At 34.1% G+C, this 20,346-nt stretch carries 14 protein-coding genes, 2 tRNA genes and 1 pseudogene; 4 read left to right on the top strand and 13 right to left on the bottom strand.

Translation table 11 applies throughout. The annotated features are described in order from the left end of the window. Positions 1-26 precede the first annotated feature (26 nt). The 12 genes from ABWU64_RS01340 to rpsL all read right to left on the bottom strand — a co-directional run bounded on the left by ABWU64_RS01340 (position 27) and on the right by rpsL (position 15,934). Positions 27-8,546 carry a DNA-directed RNA polymerase subunit beta/beta' gene (locus ABWU64_RS01340; RefSeq protein WP_353279691.1) on the bottom strand — a complete coding sequence of 2,840 codons (8,520 nt, stop codon included), beginning with the start codon at positions 8,544-8,546 and terminating at the stop codon, positions 27-29. Positions 8,547-8,604: 58 nt separating this feature from the next. Then, positions 8,605-9,006, bottom strand: a complete 402-nt coding sequence (rplL, locus tag ABWU64_RS01335) for a 50S ribosomal protein L7/L12 (protein WP_015587861.1) — start codon at positions 9,004-9,006, stop codon at positions 8,605-8,607. A 26-nt stretch (positions 9,007-9,032) separates the two neighbouring features. Continuing rightward, the gene (rplJ, locus tag ABWU64_RS01330) at positions 9,033-9,551 is read right to left on the bottom strand and encodes a 50S ribosomal protein L10 (RefSeq protein WP_135352702.1); all 519 of its coding nucleotides are present in this window, start codon (positions 9,549-9,551) and stop codon (positions 9,033-9,035) included. 12 nt (positions 9,552-9,563) lie between these two features. Next, positions 9,564-10,217, bottom strand: a complete 654-nt coding sequence (gene rplA / locus ABWU64_RS01325; RefSeq protein ID WP_015587863.1) for a 50S ribosomal protein L1 — start codon at positions 10,215-10,217, stop codon at positions 9,564-9,566. A gap of 4 nt (positions 10,218-10,221) precedes the next feature. Next, complete coding sequence (locus ABWU64_RS01320) at positions 10,222-10,662, bottom strand: 50S ribosomal protein L11 (protein WP_143689749.1); 441 nt, start codon at positions 10,660-10,662, stop codon at positions 10,222-10,224. Between the two features lie 2 nt (positions 10,663-10,664). Continuing rightward, positions 10,665-11,501 (bottom strand): transcription termination/antitermination protein NusG, encoded by an 837-nt coding sequence (nusG, locus tag ABWU64_RS01315; RefSeq protein ID WP_341815446.1) that lies wholly within the window; start codon positions 11,499-11,501, stop codon positions 10,665-10,667. Further along, complete coding sequence (gene secE / locus ABWU64_RS01310) at positions 11,491-11,691, bottom strand: preprotein translocase subunit SecE (RefSeq protein WP_225416258.1); 201 nt, start codon at positions 11,689-11,691, stop codon at positions 11,491-11,493. Before secE ends, nusG begins: the two co-directional genes overlap by 11 nt. Before the next feature lie 19 nt (positions 11,692-11,710). Then, a tRNA-Trp gene (locus ABWU64_RS01305) sits at positions 11,711-11,783 on the bottom strand. Positions 11,784-11,795: 12 nt separating this feature from the next. Continuing rightward, positions 11,796-12,968 carry an elongation factor Tu gene (gene tuf / locus ABWU64_RS01300; protein WP_353279424.1) on the bottom strand — a complete coding sequence of 391 codons (1,173 nt, stop codon included), beginning with the start codon at positions 12,966-12,968 and terminating at the stop codon, positions 11,796-11,798. Positions 12,969-12,980: 12 nt separating this feature from the next. Further along, positions 12,981-15,056 (bottom strand): elongation factor G, encoded by a 2,076-nt coding sequence (gene fusA / locus ABWU64_RS01295; RefSeq protein WP_353279690.1) that lies wholly within the window; start codon positions 15,054-15,056, stop codon positions 12,981-12,983. Between the two features lie 21 nt (positions 15,057-15,077). Beyond that, positions 15,078-15,554 carry a 30S ribosomal protein S7 gene (gene rpsG / locus ABWU64_RS01290; protein WP_135353025.1) on the bottom strand — a complete coding sequence of 159 codons (477 nt, stop codon included), beginning with the start codon at positions 15,552-15,554 and terminating at the stop codon, positions 15,078-15,080. A 5-nt stretch (positions 15,555-15,559) separates the two neighbouring features. Beyond that, positions 15,560-15,934, bottom strand: a complete 375-nt coding sequence (gene rpsL, locus ABWU64_RS01285) for a 30S ribosomal protein S12 (protein WP_010406837.1) — start codon at positions 15,932-15,934, stop codon at positions 15,560-15,562. A 438-nt stretch (positions 15,935-16,372) separates the two neighbouring features. Here rpsL and prmC point away from each other — a divergent pair, with 438 nt between their 5' ends. Continuing rightward, positions 16,373-17,224, top strand: coding sequence for a peptide chain release factor N(5)-glutamine methyltransferase (gene prmC / locus ABWU64_RS01280; protein ID WP_015587870.1), 852 nt, complete (start codon positions 16,373-16,375; stop codon positions 17,222-17,224). 81 nt (positions 17,225-17,305) lie between these two features. Continuing rightward, positions 17,306-17,700 (top strand): annotated as a pseudogene (locus tag ABWU64_RS01275) (transposase); the annotation flags it as partial. Between the two features lie 205 nt (positions 17,701-17,905). Here the strand turns inward: ABWU64_RS01275 and ABWU64_RS01270 are convergent. Further along, the gene (locus ABWU64_RS01270; protein WP_015587872.1) at positions 17,906-18,505 is read right to left on the bottom strand and encodes a BON domain-containing protein; all 600 of its coding nucleotides are present in this window, start codon (positions 18,503-18,505) and stop codon (positions 17,906-17,908) included. A gap of 256 nt (positions 18,506-18,761) precedes the next feature. Here ABWU64_RS01270 and ABWU64_RS01265 point away from each other — a divergent pair. Next, positions 18,762-18,843: transfer RNA gene (locus ABWU64_RS01265), tRNA-Leu, on the top strand. Between the two features lie 155 nt (positions 18,844-18,998). After that, entirely contained in the window at positions 18,999-20,342 is a 1,344-nt protein-coding gene (gene tig / locus ABWU64_RS01260) for a trigger factor (RefSeq protein WP_353274388.1), read from the top strand. Positions 20,343-20,346: the final 4 nt, after the last annotated feature.

The raw sequence follows: 20,346 nt of genomic DNA, 5'->3' as shown, positions 1-20,346 counted from the left end.
TAAACATACTACCTCATTAGCTATATTCAATTTGACTGATCATAGTGCGATGCCACCACACTCTCTTCTTCATCAGAATGTAATTGATAACTATTATCACTCAGCAATTTTTCGTCATAAGTCTCAATATCAAAATATTTTTCATATTTATCTATATTTTCACAAAGCGAAAGTGCTTTCACCTTATTCATAACCAGACCCGTACCAGCAGGAATTAATCTTCCTACTATAACATTTTCTTTTAACCCACTCAAAGGATCACTCTTTCCGCAAAATGCTGCTTCCGTAAGTACTTTTGTTGTTTCTTGGAAAGAAGCAGCAGAAATAAAGGAATTAGTTTCAAGGCTTGCTCTAGTAATGCCCTGCAGAATAGGAAGATAATGAGCAGGTCGTTTTCCAGAGTTATTCATAGCATCATTTTCTCTATCAATTTCCAGCCTGTCGATATTTTCTCCAATTAAGTACATAGTATCACCAGGATCGGTAATTTCTACTTTTTGTAGCATTTGCTTTAAGATCACTTCTAAATGCTTGTTATCTATGCGCACACCTTGCAATCTATAAACTTGCTGTATTTCAGAAATCATATAGTGTGCTAACGCTTCTAACCCAAGCACACGTAGAATATCATGAAGATCAGGATCGCCATCCATCAATAAATCACCTTTACGCACAAAATCACCTTCATTGACTATTACATGCTTACTTCTTGATACTAAATACTCAACTGGAGAAGCTTGCTCATCTACAGGTTTAATTACTATACTGCGTTTTCCTCTACGGTCTTTTTCAGAGAACATTACATAGCCATCTATTTCACTAACGATAGAATGCTCTTTAGGACGACGTGCTTCAAATAATTCTATAACCTTAGGCAAGCCACCAGTAATATCACGAGTTCTAACTGACTCTCTCGGCGTTCTTGTGATAACATCACCTGCATGAACCTTTTGGCCATCCTGTACATTAAGCACTGCACCAACTGGTATAAAGTAACATGCTTCCACACCACTTGAAAGTGTTATTACTTTTTCATTATCATCAAGCAGTGCAATACGAGGACGTAAATTCGCTACACCAGAGTGCAATTTCCAATCTTTTACTACTCTATTTGATATTCCTGTAGATTCATCCATCACTTCAGTGATTGAAATTCCATCTTTTAAATCCTGGTAAGATATTGTACCACTCTTTTCCGTAATAATAGGTAGTGTATACGGATCCCATTCCGCAACTTTATCACCAATTTTTACTAACTCACCCTCATTTACATAAAGTTTAGCACCATAAGGCACACTGTGCTTCAATTTTTCACTACCAAGGCTATCAATTAAGACGATTTCACAGGAACGGCTTATCACAATTTTATTTCCGTTTTTATCTATAATTATATTACTATTGTTTAATTTTATTCTAGCATTAATAGAAGCTATAATATTCGAGGATTCAACACCTCTAGTCATTACCCCACCTATATGGAAAGTACGCATCGTTAACTGAGTACCTGGCTCTCCAACAGATTGAGCAGCGATAACACCAACTGCTTCACCTATTGAAACAATTTTACCAGTTGCAAGGTCTCTTCCATAACACAAAGAACACACACCAGGACTTATTTCACAAGTTAAAGGCGATCTAATTTTTATAGCATCAAGACCTGCAATGTTGATTTGCTTTACTTTATCTTCATCAATTAATTCCCCTGCTTTTAATAATAACTCTTTGGTTACTGGGTTATACATATCATTTGCAGCTGTTCTACCCAGTACAACACTCTCTAGAGATGCAACTATAGTACTACCTTCAACTATAGCTCTTACAATAAGGCCATTTTTCGTTTTACAGTCATGTTTTGTAACTATGCAATTTTGAGATACATCAACCAAGCGACGAGTTAAGTATCCAGAATTTGCAGTTTTAAGTGCAGTATCAGCTAAACCTTTACGCGCACCGTGAGTAGAATTAAAGTATTCAAATACATTTAATCCTTCGCGAAAATTAGAAATTATAGGTGTTTCTATAATTTCACCAGAAGGTTTGGTCATTAACCCTCGCATTCCTGCTAACTGCTTCATCTGGGAAGTAGAACCTCTTGCACCGGAGCTAACCATCATATATATTGAATTGTACTTACTATTTTCATCATACACAGATATCGCTTTTAACATATCATTCGCTATTATATCTGTGCACTTAGACCACTCATCTATAACTTTATTATACCTCTCACTTTTAGTGATTAGTCCGTCTTGATACTGTGCAGAAAATTTCTTAATTTCACCCCTTGTATAATCAACGTGTGTAGCTTTAGTTTCAGGTATGACCATATCGCAACGACTAAAAGAAGTACCAGAAAATGTAGCATACTCAAAGCCAAGTGTCATCAATTTATCAGAAAATACCACTGTAGCACTTTGACCGCAGCTACGATATACTAAATCAACAATGCTAGTTATTTCCTTAACTGTTAATACCTGATTTATTAAATCGAAGCTTAGATTCTCATGTTTAGGAAAAATCTGCCATAATATTAAACGTCCAGGAGTTGTAAAAATAATTTTATACTGAATGTTTCCATCGCTATTGATGTATTCCATTTTGTACTTTATACGAGAATGAATATGTAAAGTACCGTTGTTTAAGGAATGCTCAACTTCACAAAAAGCACAGAAAAGTGGTAAATCATCCTCCTTAAGTTGCTGTAAAGTTAGGTAGTATATACCAAGCACTATATCTTTACTAGGAACTATGATCGGTCTTCCATTAGAAGGACTTAAAACGTTATTAATTGACATCATCAACACTCTAGCTTCAAGTTGAGCTTCCAATGAAATTGGCACATGTACCGCCATTTGATCACCATCAAAGTCAGCGTTAAATGCTGTACAAACAAGTGGATGAAGTTGTATTGCTTTACCTTCAATAAGGACTGGCTCAAAAGCCTGAATACCAAGCCTATGTAGCGTAGGCGCTCTATTTAGCAAAACAGGATGCTCTTTTATTACTTCTTCAAGCATATCCCAGACTTCTGGCTTTTCTGCTCTTATTAACTTACTAGCAAATTTAATAGTTGGAGCCATTCCATATATTTTAAGCCTTGAGTAAACAAAAGGTTTGAATAACTCAAGAGCCATTCTTTTCGGTAATCCACACTGATTTAGTTTCAAAGTTGGACCAACAACTATTACAGAACGTCCAGAGTAATCTACCCTTTTTCCTAAAAGATTCTGACGGAAACGACCTTGCTTTCCTTTCAGCATATCGCTAATAGACTTTTTATATCCAGTAGCGCCAGCTTTATTTACTAGAGTATTACGACGACTATTATCAAAAAGAGAATCAACTGCCTCTTGTAACATTCTTTTCTCATTACGAATCATAATCTCAGGAGGATTTAAACTTAACAATTTTCTCAATCTATTATTTCTATTAATAATAGTTCTATAATGATGATTTAAATCAGAAACTGCAGGTCGACCACTTTCAAGCGATACCAAGGGACGCAAGTCAGGTGGTAAAATAGGTATAGCTGTAAGTATCATCCACTCAGGTCTGTTTCCAGACTTGATAAAATTTTCAACAATACGTAATCTCTTTATAATTTTCTTTCTTCTTATTTCAGAAGCAACAGACTCTAACTCCTGTCTTAAATTCTTCCTAATTTCATGTAAATCAAGGCGTGTTAGCAATTCTCTTATAGCTTCAACACCTTGCATAGCTATAAAGCTATCGACCCCATAGCTATCTTTAGCTTCATTATAAGCTTTCTCACTAATAATTTCACCTTTTTCAAAAGAGGAAACAAGAGGATCTATTACAACATAATTATCACTATATAAAATACTTTCGATATCTCTAAGAGACATATCTAATAATGCTCCAATCCTTGAAGGAAGTGACTTCAAAAACCATATATGAGCAACAGGAGATGCAAGCTCTATATGACCCATTTTTTCTCTTCTTACTTTAGAAGATGTAACTTCTACTCCACATTTTTCGCATATACGGCCCCTATGTCTTCTTTTTTTGTACTTTCCACATAAACATTCATCATCATTGACAGGACCAAAAACTTTAGGACAAAATAATCCACCTTTCTCAACTTTGAATGTACGGTAGTTTGCAGTTGAAACATCCGTTATCTCTCCATAAGACATACGTTTAATACTTTCAGGGCTAGCAATGGAAATGCTAACCTCATTAAAAGATTGTGCGATATTAGTATGAGATATATCTTCAATTACTATGTCATTTTGCTTCAAATCCACATTAAAACACAAGGAACGCAACTCTTTTATCATGACATTAAAGGATTCAGGAATTCCACATTCAAAGTTACTGTCACCTTTTATTACCGATTCATAAATCTTAACCCTGCCATTAATGTCATCAGACTTCACAGTTAACATTTCCTGCAAAGTGTAAGCAGCACCGTAGGCTTGCAATGCCCAACATTCCATTTCACCAAAACGCTGACCACCAAAATGAGACTTTCCTCCAAGAGGTTGTTGAGTAACTAAGCTATAAGGTCCTACTGAACGCGCATGAATTTTACCATCTACTAAGTGATGCAACTTAAGCATGTACATGTAACCAACTGTAACTTTGCGATCAAACTTCTCACCCGAGCAACCATCATATAATACAACTTGCCCAGAGTTATCCAATCCAGCAAGTTCAAATAGCTTTACTATTTGTTCATCTTTTGGACCTTCAAATACAGGTGCAGTAACAGGAATGCCATTACGCAACTTATACGCAAATTCAATGAGGTGATTATCATTAATATCGCGAATGTTATTACAAATAGATAAATTACTGCCACAACTATAAACCTCAATCAGGAAGTGACGTAAACTACTGTGTGCATCTTTACAAGAGTTAAAATAATTCTCTACTAATGTAGTCAATTCATTATTTAATTCATCCTTATTAGGCGTGTCTAAAATAGAAGCCGTTATTTCATCATCATTAATATCCTCAAATTTTTTATTATCAAGATATAATGCTGCAAATTTTACAAAATCATCATCACTGAGAGATCTAATTGCCTCACAAAAAGCACGTTTGATTTTATTGATCTCATCAAGAATATTGCCTACTTTTTCTCCTAATTTTTTACAAGCCCAACCTACATGCGTTTCCAATATTTGCCCTACATTCATTCGTGAAGGAACGCCAAGAGGGTTAAGAATAATATCAATAGGAGTACCATCTTCTAAATAAGGCATATCTTCTACTGGAACAACCCGAGAAATCACACCTTTATTTCCATGTCTACCAGCCATTTTATCCCCTGGCTGTAAACTATGTTTTACAGCAATAAAAACTTTTACTGACATCGACACACCTTGAGGCAGATCATAGCCTTCATGCAATTTTTCTACTTTTCGCTTAAAGTTTGTTATTGCATGTGATACTTTTTCATCAAAATCTTTTTTTAAGTTCTCAACTTGCTTAGAAATAGATTGGTTTTTCAATCCTATATCCCACCATCCCTCACGTTCAATAAAATTAATACTTTCTCGATCTTGAGAGCCAGAATTAATAAGAATTTTTCTTAATTCATCATAGAAATATTGATTAATAACATTGATTATATGGTCTCGTTCTTTCTCAAAGTCGTTTGCCTCTTTTTGCTTAATAAGAAACGCTCTTTCGTTTTCTTCTTCCCCTCTGCGTGTAAAGACCTGCACATCAATCACTATCCCTTCAATATCTGGAGATGTATATAAAGAGGAATCCACACAATCGAATGACTTTTCACCAAAAATTGTCATTAACAATTTTGTCTCAGGAGGCAATGAAAGAGAATGCTTAGGTGTAACTTTCCCCACCAAAATATAACCTGGACCAACTCTTGTACCAACCTTTACTATACCACTATCATCCAAGTGATAAAGATTTTCTTCATTAACACCGGGTATGGCACGAGTTATTTTTTCCGACCCTAAAGGAGTGTCATGTACAACACATTCAAATTCTTCTATATGAATAGAAGTAAATAGATCTTTTTTAACAACTTCACTAGAAATAATGATTGAGTCTTCAAAATTATAACCTTGCCAAGACATAAAAGCGACTAGCAAGTTTTGGCCAAGTGCCAATTCACCGCTATTAATAGCAGGACCATCAGCTATCACATCACCTTCCTTAACACAATCACCTACATGCACCAGTGGTTTCTGGTTAATACAAGTATTATGGTTAGAACGCTGAAATTTTCTTAGATGATAAATATCTACATCCAAGTAGTTAATTCCTTCTTTGTCAAAAGCACGTATAACTATAGAGTTACTATCTGAGCTGTCAACTATGCCACCACGTTTTGCTAAAACTACAGCACCAGAGCCAGAAGCTACGAAAGACTCCATACCAGTAGCAACCAAAGGAGCGGTAGGCTTCAATAAAGGTACAGCTTGACGCTGCATATTTGAACCCATTAACGCTCTATTAGCATCATCATTTTCTAAAAATGGAATTAAAGAAGCAGCAACCGATATTACCTGCTTAGGAGATAAATCAATGTAACTTACTTGATTACTATTTACCATTACAAAGGTACCAGAATACCTACAGTATAACATATCATCAACAAAACAATTGTTTTCATCAAGCTTTGCGCTGGTATCGGCTATATAATATAAACCTTCATCTATAGCAGACAGATACTCAATTTGATCAGTAACAACCTTATTAACTACTTTCTTATAAGGACTTTCAATGAACCCATATTTATTAATACGAGCGTATATAGCTAAGCTGTTAATTAAGCCTATATTCTGCCCCTCAGGAGTTTCAATAGGGCAAATTCTTCCGTAATGAGTTGGATGAACATCACGCACTTCAAATCCCGCCCTCTCTCTTGTTAAACCACCAGGACCTAACGCCGACAACCTTCTTTTATGTGTTATTTCAGATAATGGATTAGTCTGATCCATAAATTGAGATAATTGGGAAGAATTGAAAAAATCTCTTAAGACATTGGTTAACACTTTTGGGTTTATAAAATCAGATGGAGAGACTTTATCTAAACTAGAAGTAGACATAGAATCAACTACTGCCCGTCCCAACTTTAATAATCCAGTTCTAAATTGATTTTCTATAAACTCTCCAACTGAACGGACTCTTCTATTTGCTAAATGATCAATATCATCTACAGATCCTTGACCATCACGTAACAATACTATTTTTCTTATAATTTCAATAATGTCTTCATGTGTTAAAGTAGTTAAATTTTCCTCATAATTTAACCCAAGACAAGAGTTAAGTTTTAATCTACCAATGTTAGACAAATCATAATATTCCAGACTGAAGAAAAGATTACGAAAAAACTCCTCTACTATCTTTAAAACAGGAACTTCACCAGGACGCAAAACTTTATATATTTCATATAGAGCGTTCTCATAAGACATGTTTTCATCTAAGAAAAGTGTGTTTAATATGTAAGGTCCAACAGAAACATTATCTATGTTCAACACTGATATTTTATCTATAGATAATAATTCAAGCTTTTTTATATCCTCTAATTTTATAGATTCACCAGCAGATAAGATTTTTGTAGAACTAGCACTATCTATTAAATCTTCTGCAAGAAATAAACCACATATAGAATCATAAGGAATTAGATACTCTTTCAACCCGTTATCATATAGATTTTTAGCTAATTTTGAAGTAATACGAACATTAGCTTTAAGTAACACATTGCCTTCAACATTCTTTAAATCGAAAGGAAGCCTCACTCCCTTGAATTTATCAGGGAAAAAAGGTACTTTCCAGCCACTTTTATGTTTTATATACTCTATTTTTTCATAAAATCTACTAAGTATGTCATTATTTGATAAGCCCAAAGCCTTTAATAAAACTGATATTGGCAACTTTCTCTTTCTATCAATACGAAAATACAAATGATCTTTAACATCAAACTCAATATCAAGCCAAGAACCTCTATAAGGAATAACTCTAGCAGAATAGATCAATTTGCCAGAATTATAAGTTTTTCCCTTATCACTATCAAAAAACACTCCGGGAGATCTATGCATTTGTGAAACGATAACTTTCTCTACGCCATTGATGATAAAAGTACCTTTATCAGTCATCATAGGCAGTTCACAAAAGCGAACCTCCTGCTCTTCAGCAGATTTTATAACAGTTGCAAGCTTAGAATGATCATCACCTTCTTTAATCTCTTGATATTTTTCAAGAGAAATACCATCCTGCATAATAACAAGACGTATAGAAGCAATAACCTGAGCAGAAAAAGTTATACCACGTTTTATACATTCAGATTCACTATATTTAAGATCATCTACCCTACAATTCAAAAATTCGATAGTAGCCCTATGCAAAGGATCAGATATTGGAAAAATTGTATGAAAGATAGCTTTAAGTCTTTCATTACTCTCATTATTAGGAGTAAAGGAATTATATGATCCCTTTTGGACTTTAACCAAATCCAACAAAGAATCTTTTAAATCAATCGACCTGGAATAAGAAACTCTAGGAACAAAAGCACTAGAAGCACACATATAAGAAGAATCAACCATTAAAATACCTTCACTAATTAAAAGAGCTATATCAACATAAAATTAATATACTAACATTTTATTCAAGCTCAACTTTAGTTGCTCCTGCTTCAATAAGTTTTTGCTTTATTTTTTCTGCTTCGTCTTTAGAAACATTAGCAGTCAAATCTTTGGGTAAAGACTCAACTAATTCTTTCGCTTCTTTTAAATTCAATGTAGAATTAACTTCTCTAATAGCTTTAATCACTCCTATTTTTTTGCTTGCATCAATCTCTTTGATTACAACTTTATATTCAGCTTTTTCTTGAGCAACAGGAGCAATAGCATTATCACTAATAGGCACCCCAGCACCAACAGCTCCACCAAGAAAAGAACCACTAGGCAACCCTATTTTTTCTTCTAGAACTTTTACAAGTTCAGAAGCCTCTAATAGATTTAAAGATAATATTTTATCAACCAAATCACTTGTTACATTATTCATACTTACCGCCTTATTTAACAACAAATTTATTTTTTAGAACTACAGTAATCCAAAACTCTCATAAGCCTCATAGAAGATGAATTAATAGACAATGCTAACCGAGCAGGAATATCATAAGATATTAAACGCATAATTTTAATACGCAATTCATCCAGAGAGGGAAGCTTAGCCAATTTATTAACATCTTCCACTGTTAATAATTCATTTATATGAGCCGCACAAATCACAGACATTTTTTCTTTGTTAGCATTAATAAAATCAACTATTACCTTTGCAGCTTCTACTATAGCGCTAGAGTATATAATAGCAACAGAACCAGAAAATTTACCTGATAAATAAGAAAATTTACCAGTCCTTTCCAAAGCCAAGCAAGCTAGAGTATTTTTAACTACTAACATCCCACCCATTACAGATTTTAGACTATTCCTAAGAATTAATGAATTGCTAACATTCATAGACTTGAAATTTATCAATATTAAGAAATCATTATTTACAAACACATTCATTATGTTTTGTATAAATTCATCCTTATCTTTACGCTTCACAATTTCTCTCCCTTAAATTATATCTTCTACTTTGTTTATTTTATGAGCTTTACCCATAGTTGAATTTAAAAAAACGCTTTTAAAGTAAACTCCTTTCACAGAAGCAGGTTTATTGTCTCTAATTACTTTAAGAAAGGCTTTTAAATTTTCCAGCAAATCATCAATATCAAATTTAATACTTCCTAATTTACCATGAATAACCCCATTTTTATCCGTCCTGAATTTTATTTGACCAGACTTAATGGTTTTAGTAGCTTCCGCAATATTAGAAGTCACAGTACCAAATTTAGGGTTAGGCATCAGCCCTTTAGCACCCAATACTTTTGCAATAGGAGTGATTTTTGCCATGAAATCAGGAGTAGTGATGCACCAATCAACATTCAACTTTCTACCTTTTTTTATCTCTTCAACTAAATCTTCTCCTCCTGTAATATCAGCACCAGCTTTTTCAGCTTCTAATAAATGTTTATCTTGAGCAAAAACAGCTACTTTAATATTCTTCCCGATACCTTTAGGCAAAACTACTGTACCACGCACCTGCTCTTCAGATTTACGTGAATCTACACCTAAATTGACTGCGATATCAACTGATTCATTAAATTTTGCTGAAGCAGACTCAACAACCTTCTCCAAACATTGCTTAGAATTATCATTATATGTACTCATTTACCTAACCTTCCACAACTTCTATACCCATAGATTTTGCAGTGCCTATAACCATCTTCACTGCTGAATCTTCATTATCTACTTTCATATCAACCATCTTACACTTTGCCACTTTAATGATAGCAGACATAGATAATTTAGCCACTAATTCTTTACCAGAATTACCAGAACCTTTACTTAATTTAGCTTCCTGCTTAAGCAAATAAGCCACAGGCGGACCGCTGACAGTAAAATCATGAGAGCGATCATCCTTTATGGAAATTCTCACTGTTACTAAATCACCTACTTTATAACTAGCGTTAGCAGCGCTAGTAGCTTTATTAAAAGCTTCACAAAATTTAGGAACAGGTATACCACGCGGGCCAAGTACTGAAGCAATTTTCGGTCCTGGAACTGCTTTCCCAGCTTCCATAAGTAAGTTAATCTTAGCAACTATATTACTCATAATTAATCCTCTATTTTCTCTACTTGAGCCAAATCAAGCTCTATTATTGTTGGCTTACCTAAGATTGATACTTCAACATTAATAATTTTTTTCTCATCATTTACCATATCTATCTTACCAGTAAAATTTTGAAAAAGACCATCATTAATTTTTACTTTTTCACCTTTCTCATAACCATAACTCAACTTTTTCGTTTCTTGAGCATTGTAAAGCGCACTACACATTGAGCGAATCTCATTATCCTCAATCACCTTTGGAACATTACCATTTTTCAAAAATCCATAAACCTTAAGAGATTTTGGTATATTATTAATAAAATTTAATACCTCATCGCATAAATTCATGTATAAAAAGACATAACCAGGAAAGGACTTCCTTCGTTTAGCATTTTTTTTAGATTTTAAATCCATCTCACTTAATTCTTCACAAGGAATAAAAACCCTATTAAAATAATTATTAATATTCAATCTCATAGAATTTTCTAATATATATTGGCGCACTTTCTCTTCATAATTAGAGGCAACTCTTAAAATGTACCACTTATATCTATTAAATTCCTTGCGTTTTAAAATTACCTCATCATCTGAAATCATCTCAAAATAACCAGACTCATCACCACAAAACCCAGTCTTTTGATTCAAAATATTTTTGCTTTCATCACACAGATGCATACATATATATACTTCGCATAACTCTTTTATATCAGATTTTATATCACATACTGTCTGATAAGGAATAAATACCTCCTTAAAGTAAACAGTATTGACTGCCAACTCGCATATATCCTTCTCATACCCGTAATCGACTTTAATGATATACCATTTATACTTATATTCCATAAATAATTCCAAATAAAGTCTTAATTACGTAAAGAGACATAAAATCTACGAAGCAAAAGAAAATCGAAAAGCATAATATAACAATTATTACAATAAACAAAGATGACAATACCTGCTGTTTTTTTACCCAAGCAATTCTCCTTATTTCTTGCTTTATATCGCAAAAAAAAACATACAGGTTTTTTAACATTTCTACCATAATATTAATGCAGGAGCGATAGGAATTGAACCTACAACCTCTGGTTTTGGAGACCAGCACTCTACCAATTGAGCTACACTCCTATAATTCAAAGTTTACTCTAAAATTTCCGAAACAACGCCAGAACCAACAGTTCTACCACCTTCTCTTATCGCAAAACGCAATCCTTTATCCATTGCTATTGGTACTTGCAACTCCACTTCTATACTTACATTATCCCCTGGCATTACCATCTCCTTTCCATCTAGCAATTTTATGCTCCCAGTTACATCCGTTGTTCTTAAATAAAACTGTGGCTGATAATTTCCAAAAAATGGTGTATGCCTTCCTCCTTCTTCTTTCTTCAATATATACACCTCCGCATTAAATTTCTTATGCGGGGTTATTGTCCCTGGTTTTGCCAATACTTGCCCTCTCTCCACTTCTTCTCTCTTTGTTCCTCTTAGTAATATTCCTACATTGAGTCCTGCACTTCCCTTATCTAGCAACTTCTTAAACATCTCAACACCAGTACATATCGTCTTTTGCGTCGCTTTCAGACCTATTATCTCTATCTCATCCCCTGTCTTTACCTCCCCCTTCTCTATTCTTCCTGTTACTACCGTCCCTCGGCCCGATATTGAAAATACATCTTCTATTGGCAACAAAAACGGCAAATCTATAGGCCTTGGAGGTACTGCTACATACTCATCTAACTTCTCCATCAATTTATCTATTGATTTCTTTCCATACTCACTACTATCATCCTCTAATGCTTTTAACGCAGACCCAACTATCACAGGCACTTCATCACCTGGAAATCCATACTTATTCAGCAACTCTCTCACTTCCATTTCCACCAAATCTATCATATCAGCATCAGCAACATCAGCTTTATTTATATATACCACGATATATCCAACACCCACCTGTTTTGCTAGCAATATATGCTCTCTCGTTTGTGGCATCGGCCCATCAACCCCTGACACTACCAATATCGCTGCATCCATCTGTGCTGCACCTACTATCATATTCTTTACATAATCAGCATGTCCAGGGCAATCAACGTGTGCATAGTGTCTCTTTTCTGTTTGATATTCAACATGCGCTGTTGCTATTGTTATTCCTCTCTTTCTTTCTTCTGGCGCTTTATCTATTTGATCATATGCTACAAAATTACCATAATGCTTTGTTATCGCCGCTGTTAACGTTGTCTTCCCATGATCCACATGTCCTATCGTTCCCACATTTACATGCGGCTTTCCAAATGCTTCTACTATCGCTGTCATAATTACTAACCTTTAATTATACTTTAACTTTAACTCATCAACCACATATTGTGGTACTTGTTCATAACAAGAAAAATGCATACTATACTGAGCTCTTCCCTGAGATATAGAACGCAAAACATTTATATAACCAAACATATTTGCAAGAGGAACCGAAGCAGTAATTATTTTGCTATTATTACCTAAATCCAGCATATCAACAACACTGCCTCTTCTACTATTTATATCACCCATAACATCACCCATATATTCTTCAGGAGTAATAATTTCCACTTTCATTATAGGTTCTAGCATTTTTGGACCAGCTTTATTTGCCATTTCCTTAAAAGCACCTTTAGCAGCAAGTTCAAAAGCCAAAGGACTAGAATCAACATCATGAAAAGCACCATCAAGAAGAGTAGCCTTAAAATCAATCAATGGAAAGTCGGAAATTATACCACCTTCTTTTATCAACTCTAAGCCATTTTGCACTCCAGGTATATACTCTTTTGGAATAGCACCGCCTACAATTTTACTTTCAAACTGAAAGCCAAAACCAGGCTCAAGAGGTTCGAATCTTATTTTAACTTTAGCAAACTGACCAGCACCACCTGATTGTTTTTTATGAGTGTAATCAATTTCAACAGATTTAGTGATAGTTTCACGATATGCAACTTGAGGCGCACCAACGTTAGCTTCAACATTAAACTCGCGCTTCATTCTATCAATAATAATCTCAAGATGTAGCTCACCCATACCTTTCAATATAGTCTGCCCACTCTCCGCATTTACTGACATCCTTAAAGAAGGATCTTCTGCAACCAATCTATTCAAAGCAACACCTAATTTTTCCTGATCTGAAGTGGTTTTCGGTTCTATAGCAGTTTCAATAACAGGGTCAGGAAATTCCATACGCTCTAATAATATAGGAAAATCAGATGAACATAAAGTATCACCAGTAATTGTTTTCTTTAATCCAACTAAGGCAACTATATCACCAACTTTAGCTTCGTTTATATCTTCTCTGTTATTTGCATGCATAAGCAACATTCTACCAATTCCTTCAGTCTCATTCTTTCCCGCATTTAACACAGCAGATTTAGATTTTAACTTACCGGAATAAATACGAATAAACGTCAAGCTACCTACAAACTTATCCGTCATCACTTTAAACGCAAGAGCAACGAATTTCTCTTTTTCTGAAGGTTTAATCTCAATTTTCTTTTCTGAATCTTTAGGATCAGTTCCAATAATTACATCAACATCAATAGGAGAGGGTAAAAAATCAACCACACCATCTAAAAGTGATTGCACGCCTTTGTTTTTAAAAGCTGACCCACATAATACAGGGACAAATCTTCCTTTAATGGCCCCTCTTCTCACACACTTTTTCAATAAATCAATTGGCAGATCGTTAGATTCAAAGTAAGTATTTATCGCCTCATCATCCATTTCAGCTGCAGCATCTAATAAAAGATTTCGATACTCTTGAGCCTTATCAAGCAAATCAGAAGGAATATCTTCATAAGAAAATTTAGCGCCTAATGTTTCTTCTTGCCATATAATGGCTTTCATAGAAATAAGATCGATTATACCTTTAAAATCTTTCTCACTTCCTATTGGCAATTGAATAACTAAAGGTGATGCGCCAAGCTTCGTTTTTATCATATCGACACATCGATAAAAATTTGCCCCTATTCTATCCATCTTATTAACAAAGCAAATACGAGGAACGCTATATTTATCAGCTTGACGCCAAACTGTCTCAGACTGAGGCTCAACTCCAGCAACTCCATCAAATACAGCAACCGCACCATCCAAAACCCTCAAAGATCTCTCAACTTCAATAGTGAAATCAACATGACCAGGAGTATCTATTATATTAATCCTATGATCATTCCAAAAACATGTTGTTGCAGCAGAGGTAATTGTAATGCCACGCTCCTTCTCTTGCTCCATCCAATCCATAGAAGCTGCACCATCGTGCACTTCACCAATCCTATTTTGCTTACCAGTATAAAATAAAATACGCTCTGTTGTGGTGGTCTTGCCAGCATCTATATGAGCCATTATTCCTATATTTCTATACCTAGATATTAAAACTTCCATACCACAATCAATCAGCTAATATTAAAAACGAAGATGAGAAAATGCCTTATTAGCTTCAGCCATTTTATACTTTTCTTCACACATCTTAAATGCACCACCACATTTATTATAAGCATCTAATATTTCAGACTGCAAACAATAAACAGTAGTTCTACCGCTCTTTTTTCGAGCAGCAGAAGTTGCTCTAGCAATCCACCTTAATGCCAAAGAAATTGCTCTATCTTGACGAATTTCAACAGGGACTTGATAAGTTGCACCACCAATACGCCGAGAGCGTACTTCTATAGAAGGGGTAACATTTTCTACTGCTGTTTCAAAAATTGATAAGGCATCTTTGCCTATTTTCTTTTCAGCTAAGGACAAAGCACTATAAGCAATCTTTTCTGCAATAGATTTTTTACCACATTCCATAATTATATTAATAAAACGCATAAGCAAGACACTACCATAACGAGAGTCAGGACTTGTTCTTTTTTTTGCTTTATTACGACGTGCCATAAATTTTAACCAGATTTCTTTACACCATATTTTGAACGAGCTTTCTTTCGATTTTGCACACCACGTAGATCAAGAGCACCTCTTATTATGTGATAACGTACACCAGGCAAATCCTTAACTCGCCCACCACGTATTAAAACAACGGAATGCTCTTGTAAATTATGACCTTCGCCAGGTATATAAGCCGTCACTTCACCGTATCCACTAATCTTTACTCTAGCTACCTTACGTAGTGCTGAATTAGGCTTTCTAGGAGTTGTAGTATATACCTTAGTGCAAACACCCCTTCTTTGAGGATTGCATTTTCCCAAAGCTGGCACCTTCTTCTTGCGAGTTAACCCTGATCTACCTTTACATATTAATTGATTTATCGTAGGCATATACTGTAAATTTAAAACTCTGAAAATAACTAAGTCTTAGTTATAAAATAATAAACCTCAATAGTCAATATAAAAATAAACATTACTACTCTAATAATCTCAGCCTAATTGCTTTGAAAGCTACTGATAATTATATGCTAAAGCGCACATTGGTTTTAATATTAAGAAATTATCACTTGCTGTGGTCGAATTAATATAGATATGGAACAAGTAATATACTGTGATGGCTATCAAAGAATATGCAGAAAATAATTCTTATAACTTATAATAGAGCCAAGAACTTCAACATTAATGCAAAAATACCAACCGAACTACCAGTAAAGCCAGATGATTTTTACAATCCTACTCTTGACACTTAGATTTAATGCAGCTACCTTAAGTTCAAAATTCTATACTCAATTTTGCTGTTCTTGCATACAAGGAACACGTTTTAGAACAATGAAAACAATCAGCGCTTTAATTAAAGAAGGGTCAAAGCTACTATCATCACATAGAATTGAATCACCACATTTGGATTGTGAAATCATCATGCAGTACGTACTTGGAGTAGAAAGATCATTCACAATCATGAATCACACCAATCAGGTACCAAGAAACAAAGAGCTTCTATTCTGGAAATTAACAAAAAAAAGAGCAGAAAGATATCCAATATCGCAAATAATAGGTAATCGTGAATTCTGGAGTAAAAATTTTATAGTTAACCAACATGTTCTAGATCCAAGACCAGATAGTGAGACAGTAATTTCAACAGTGTTAAAATATTACCAAAATAAGAAGCAAAAAATAAAAATTGCAGATTTTGGCACAGGCACAGGCTGTTTGTTGATCTCCGTACTTAGTGAGTATGAATATGCTATTGGAGTTGGTTTTGAAAAAAGCCTGGAAGCATACAAAATTACCTGCCAGAACACAAAGAAACATAATCTCCTAAGCAGAACTAAAATATTTCCAAATTCGTGGACAGAATGCAGAGATTTATTTGATCTCATAATAAGCAATCCTCCATATATTAAAAGAAGTAAGTTAAAAGATCTGCAAGCTGAAGTGCAAAAAGAGCCAAGAATTGCTCTTGATGGTGGTATCGATGGATTGAGCTGTTACCTGAGTATTTTTCCAATATTGAAAAAGTGCCTTAAAAAAGATGGGTTTGCGATACTGGAAATAGGCGAAGATCAAAGCAATATTGACAAAATAATACCCTTATATGGACTGGCTTTTCAAGAATACGCATACGACTTGGCTGGAATGAAAAGATGCATTGTTGTAAAGCAAGATAAAGAACATGACTAGTAGAACGCTAGCTTTCTAAGAACCCGCTCATAATCTCAAGAAAGGCATAAAGTAAGAAATAGAGTGTATAAATTAGGATATATGAGGAGTGTATACCCAAGTGACATAAGTCGAGAGAAGTTTGAGATTATTTTACTAGATCTGGAGTCTTGTGGAAAAAATAAAACCAAGAAAACTTGATTTGTATGATATATTTTGCGGAGTGTTGTACGCCCTAAAAAGTGGTTATCAGTGGAGGATGCTACCAAAAGAGTTTCCAAAATGGAGTAAAAAAGTAAAAGGAAATAAAAAAAAGTATTTTGGAGTGCATGTTAAAAAAAATAGTTAGTGTGGTCCGACAAAACAATGTTTGGAAAGAAAAAACCAGCTTTTGCATAATTGACGCTCAGAGTGTAAAGAACGCAGACACTGATGAAGAAAAAGGCTATGACGCTGGTAAAAAAATCTCAGGAATAAAACGCCATATCGCACAAGATGTAGATGTTTGCTATTTATTCTTAAGCTTATTTAAATAGCATTTACTTTTTTTAGTATGTAGAGATTTTCTAGGAATTATTCTATTGAATTCTATGATATTATTTTTTGTAACATTGTTATACATACCATAAGAGTGAACTGACGAAATTTGTAAAGGAGTTTTATGGCTTAGCTACATGATACTAACACTCAAGTAAATTTTCATCAATGACGCAATTTGCTATGTCTATATCTCACATAGCTTACAACTTGCTTTACTCCTTTTACTTTTCTTGCAATTGCTATTACAGCTTTTAATTCCGCCTTATTTTGAGCTATACCCATCAAATAAACGACTCTATCAACTGTATTAACGCTATAATTAATTGATTTAATATTTCTTTTTCCCAGAAGCCTCGTGCTTATCTCTGCTGTTATCATACCATCTACAGTAACATCTAGCATAGAAGCCATTTTAATTGGTGTGACTCTTATTTCATTTATCACTTCTTTAATCTCTTTTTGCTGCCAAGCTATTTTCTCTGCTGTGAGTTGCTTTTCATGATTATCAACATTTCCAATGAGTAATACTCTTCCTTCACTCACTTTAACTTTTATAGATGAAAACAGTCCGTGTTTTAAGAGTCCCTTATTGATTCTTATTACTATAGTTGTATCATCAATAATGTTTCCCAAGGATTTATCTTGCATTGTTATTGCTGTAGCCGCTGCAGTTGCTGTTACCACTATACCACTCACAAGAGCCGTACAGCCACTCTGTGTAATCAGAAAAATTGCGAGTAAGAAGCTTGCTATTAATCTCATTATTAATTTCCAGAGTTTAGAGCTTTAATTAAAGAATATTAATAAGCTTTTTTTATTGTGTAAATACTATAAATTGAATAAGCCTTGAATATTTCTAAGACAGTACCTATCTTAATAATGTTAGTTAAAGTAATTCAGGCTTAGATTCATAGTGGAGTTAACCAGTATTACAAGTTCAGTCTGTGGTACTAAAATCTAATCTTTAAATTGCATAAGATGACAGAAGTGGTTATCTATAATTTAATGAAGGGTTCTTGCGGATATGGCGAAATTGGTAGACGTGCCAGGTTTAGGTCCTGGTGAGCTTGCTCGTGGGGGTTCAAGTCCCTCTATCCGCACTTAAAGTCATGTAACTCAGGTTTTAAGAGAAAATTTATAATCACTAAGTACACTTTTGTTTGTATAAGAACCTGTTCTTAAGGATTGTATTTAACTTAAATTCTGGTAAAATGGCTTTATTAAAACATAAATAAAATATTGATAATAGGTTGTAATGTCTAGTAATATAAGTCAAAATGCAGTCGAAGCAGATACATTAAGTAATATATATACCTATAAGGAACTTAGTGTAGATAAACTAAAGTATGAGTATGAAATCACAGTTAGTAGTGATTATATAGAACAAAAGATAAACTCTAGATTACAAGAAATAGCAAAGGATGCAAAATTGCCTGGATTTAGATCCGGAAAGATGCCTTACGATCTTGTTGTTACAAATTATAAAAACGAAGCTTTGGAATATGTGATAAAAGATACGATTGACTATTGCTCAAGTGATTTAATGAAAAAAATCGAAGTTAAGTCTCACATCCATCCTAAGGTTGATATTATGTCATTACCAAACCTGGATAAAAAGGATGAAAAAGGCGACTTTCTGTACAAATTATCTTTTGAATCGATGCCAAAAGTGCCAATAATAGATCTTGATAAAATAAATTTGAAGAAAGTTAAGGCAAAAATCAAAGAGGGAGACATAAAAGAATTTATTGATTCTATAAAAACAAAATTTCCTAACTTCGTTTCTGTTGATGATGCTTCTTATCAAGCAAAAAAAGAGGATAAACTGATAATTGACTTTGAAGGGCGAATTAGAAATAAGCTCTTTCAAGGTGGAAGTGGCAAAAATTTTACTGTTAATTTAGGATCTGGAACATTTATAAATGGTTTTGAGGATCAATTAATTGGCATGAAAAAAGGGGAAACAAAAAGCTTTAAGTTGAGATTTCCTGAAGATTACCAGGTAATTTCCCTTGCGGGGCAGGAGGCTGCTTTTTCTGTTCGAGTTAATGATATTCAGATTGCCGAAGATTTGCAAAGTGATAATGAAATAGCTAGGAAAATTGGTTTTGAAGATCATTCTTCGCTAATAAATCATGTAAAAGAAGTAATTGATAATCAGTGTAAAGAAATGGGAGATCTCTTAATTAAGAAAGAGCTATTTGATTGTTTGGATGCTAGTTATAGTTTTGATTTGCCTATAGAGGTAGTAAAACAGGAACAGCAGAGAGTGGAAAGAGAGTTGAATGCTAAAGATGATTCTTGTAAAGAAGCTGAAAGACGTGTAAAGCTTGCAATGCTATTTATGGAGTTCAGTAAAGAACATGAAATATCATTAACTCAAAGTGATATTATGAATGTTATTGTAAATCAATATGTCAGTAAAGATGTATCATTTGACAGAGTATTTAAACATTTTAAATCAGACGGACAATTTCAGGAATTAGTTAGAGGGCAAGCGCTTGAGTATAAAGTGACAGATTATATGATAGAAAAAGCTAGTAAAGAAGAACAGATTGTTTCTGTGAAAGAATTAAAGGAATTATTTGATAATATTTGATAGG

The organism is Wolbachia endosymbiont (group B) of Xanthorhoe designata, assembly GCF_964028585.1.
Lineage (GTDB): Bacteria > Pseudomonadota > Alphaproteobacteria > Rickettsiales > Anaplasmataceae > Wolbachia.
The sequence above is the reverse complement of the archived record's forward strand: the minus strand, read 5'-3'. Positions and strand labels throughout refer to the sequence as shown.

Excerpts from the sequence above, each read along its gene's own strand:
- fusA (WP_353279690.1), bottom strand. The coding sequence starts at position 15,056 with ATGGAAGTTTTAATATCTAGGTATAGAAATATAGGAATAATGGCTCAT.
- secE (WP_225416258.1), bottom strand. The coding sequence starts at position 11,691 with ATGTTAAAAAACCTGTATGTTTTTTTTTGCGATATAAAGCAAGAAATA.
- ABWU64_RS01340 (WP_353279691.1), bottom strand. The coding sequence starts at position 8,546 with ATGGTTGATTCTTCTTATATGTGTGCTTCTAGTGCTTTTGTTCCTAGA.
- tig (WP_353274388.1), top strand. The coding sequence starts at position 18,999 with ATGTCTAGTAATATAAGTCAAAATGCAGTCGAAGCAGATACATTAAGT.
- rplA (WP_015587863.1), bottom strand. The coding sequence starts at position 10,217 with ATGAGTACATATAATGATAATTCTAAGCAATGTTTGGAGAAGGTTGTT.
- rpsG (WP_135353025.1), bottom strand. The coding sequence starts at position 15,554 with ATGGCACGTCGTAATAAAGCAAAAAAAAGAACAAGTCCTGACTCTCGT.
- nusG (WP_341815446.1), bottom strand. The coding sequence starts at position 11,501 with ATGGAATATAAGTATAAATGGTATATCATTAAAGTCGATTACGGGTAT.
- prmC (WP_015587870.1), top strand. The coding sequence starts at position 16,373 with ATGAAAACAATCAGCGCTTTAATTAAAGAAGGGTCAAAGCTACTATCA.
- ABWU64_RS01320 (WP_143689749.1), bottom strand. The coding sequence starts at position 10,662 with ATGAGTAATATAGTTGCTAAGATTAACTTACTTATGGAAGCTGGGAAA.
- ABWU64_RS01270 (WP_015587872.1), bottom strand. The coding sequence starts at position 18,505 with ATGAGATTAATAGCAAGCTTCTTACTCGCAATTTTTCTGATTACACAG.
- rplL (WP_015587861.1), bottom strand. The coding sequence starts at position 9,006 with ATGAATAATGTAACAAGTGATTTGGTTGATAAAATATTATCTTTAAAT.
- tuf (WP_353279424.1), bottom strand. The coding sequence starts at position 12,968 with ATGACAGCGATAGTAGAAGCATTTGGAAAGCCGCATGTAAATGTGGGA.
- rpsL (WP_010406837.1), bottom strand. The coding sequence starts at position 15,934 with ATGCCTACGATAAATCAATTAATATGTAAAGGTAGATCAGGGTTAACT.